This is a genomic window from Sutterella sp. (assembly GCF_030539355.1).
Taxonomy (GTDB): domain Bacteria; phylum Pseudomonadota; class Gammaproteobacteria; order Burkholderiales; family Burkholderiaceae_F; genus Sutterella.
The window spans coordinates 1-2,020 of record NZ_JAUNSF010000194.1; the positions used below are offsets into that span (position 1 = coordinate 1).

Annotated in this window: 1 protein-coding gene; it reads left to right on the forward strand. The window is 59.9% G+C overall.

Annotation, left to right across the window (positions count from 1 at the left end; genetic code table 11):
- The first annotated feature begins 439 nt into the window (after nucleotides 1-439).
- Complete coding sequence (locus Q4F91_RS13450) at nucleotides 440-1,849, forward strand: DASS family sodium-coupled anion symporter (protein ID WP_303338242.1); 1,410 nt, start codon at nucleotides 440-442, stop codon at nucleotides 1,847-1,849.
- Nucleotides 1,850-2,020 lie beyond the last annotated feature (171 nt).

The window sequence follows — 2,020 nt, forward strand, 5'->3', positions numbered from 1 at the left end:
AATGAGGTCGTGGTAGTTATTGTAGGTTCTACTTCGACTAGTTCAGCCCCAGGCGGGCAGTCTCTTCCGCTTCACTGTTGCGCCAAAGCCGCATCCCCAGTCCGGGGTAGTGCACCGTTTCCGTGCCTACACCCTTGGAATTAGGTATTTCTTCCTATCCCATGCATAACGCCGCAACTATTCGAGGCCGCACTTACATTGCCGGAGCTCTGGAAATGCCTCGCAGACATTGCCGCCGCGCTAGGCTTCGCCTGCGGCTTGATTTCCGTCCGCAGGTCGGTCTGCGCCCACAGAGCAGACCGGAAAAGCGGACGGGCCGGGGACCCAACGTTTCCTTGATCAAGGCACAGCAGCTCTCACCACATTTTCGTCAGCTGTTCTGGAAACGCCCCCGGTCAGAAGTCTTCGCCGTAAGACACAAATACGGAGTTCAACAAAAATGAACGCTACCCTCAGAAACTGGCTCATTATTCTGGCCGTGGGCGCGGGCATCTGGTTCTGCCCGATACCCGAAGGCCTCAAACCCGATGCCTGGCACATCTTCGCGGTCTTCGTCGCGACGGTGCTCGGCTTCATCCTCCACCCGATGCCGATCGGCGCGATGGCCTTCATCTCGCTGACGTTCTGCTGCTTCACCGGCCTGCTCAAGACGAGCGCCGTGCTGATGGGCTTCGGCAACGGCACGATCTGGCTCATCGTCTGCGCGTTCTTCCTCTCGCGCGCCTTCATCAAGACGGGCTTCGGCCGCCGCATCGCGTACGTGATCATCCGTGCGATCGGCAAGTCCTCGCTCTCGCTCGGCTACTCGATCGCGCTCTCCGAGCTCATCGTCGCGCCGGCCATGCCGTCGGCGACGGCCCGCGGCGGCGGCGTCTTCTACCCGATCGTCCGCTCGCTCTGCGAGGCCTTCGGCAGTGAGCCCGGCCCGAGCTCGCGCAAGATCGGTGCCTACCTCATGCAGGTCGGCTATCACACCGACGCCGTGACCTGCACGATGTTCCTCACCTCGATGGCCGGCAACCCGCTCTGCGTGGGCCTCGCCGCCTCCGCCGTCGGCGTCGAGGTCACCTGGACGAACTGGGCGCTCGCCGCCATCGTCCCGGGCCTCGTCTGCCTCGCCCTGGTTCCGTTCTCCGTGAGCCTCCTCTCGCCCCCGGAGATCAAGAAGATCCCGAACGCGCGTGAACTCGCCGAGCAGGAACTCGCCAAGATGGGTCCGATGAGCAAGGACGAGAAAGTGCTCGCCTTTGTTTTCGTAATGTGTCTCGTTTTGTGGGCCACCGGCAGCTGGACGCACTTAGGTGCCACCCCCATCGCGATGCTCGCAATTGCCATCATGCTTATCGCTAAGGTATTGAGCTGGCAGGATATTTTGTCGGAAAAGGGCGCTTATGACGCAATGTTCTGGATGGGCGGATTAATGTCACTGGCCACCGCCCTCGGCAAGTCCGGATTCATCACCTGGCTTGCCAAGGATGTTTCTGTGATCATCGGCGGCGCCGGCCTCGGCTGGATCGCCTCGTTCCTCGTCGTGATCGTCTTCTACACGTACTCGCACTACTGCTTCGCGTCGGTGACGGCCCGTATCTCGGCGATGTACGCCGCGTTCGTCGCGGTCGCGGCGGCCTGCGGCACGCCGGCCCTGATGGCCGCGATCACGTTCGGTATCTTCGCGAACGTCCCGATCTCGCTCACCCACTACGGCAACGGCTGCGGCCCGGTCTACTTCGGCGCCGGCTACGTCTCCCAGGGCGAGTGGTGGAGGAACGGTTTCGTGATCTGCACAATCAATACCGTGATCTATCTCGCCATCGGCATGGTCTGGTGGCAGGCGATCGGTCTCTTCTGATCGACAGACACACAATCCTTCCGAAACCTTGAAAACCCGCGGAACTGCCTTGAGTTCTGCGGGTTTTCCCTTATGTAGATTACTATTTCAGGAAAAGTTGCCGTAACTTGCATCTTTCTTAGTATTAAACAGATATACAATTAGTTTGTACATTAAGAAGACCCCTTCAAG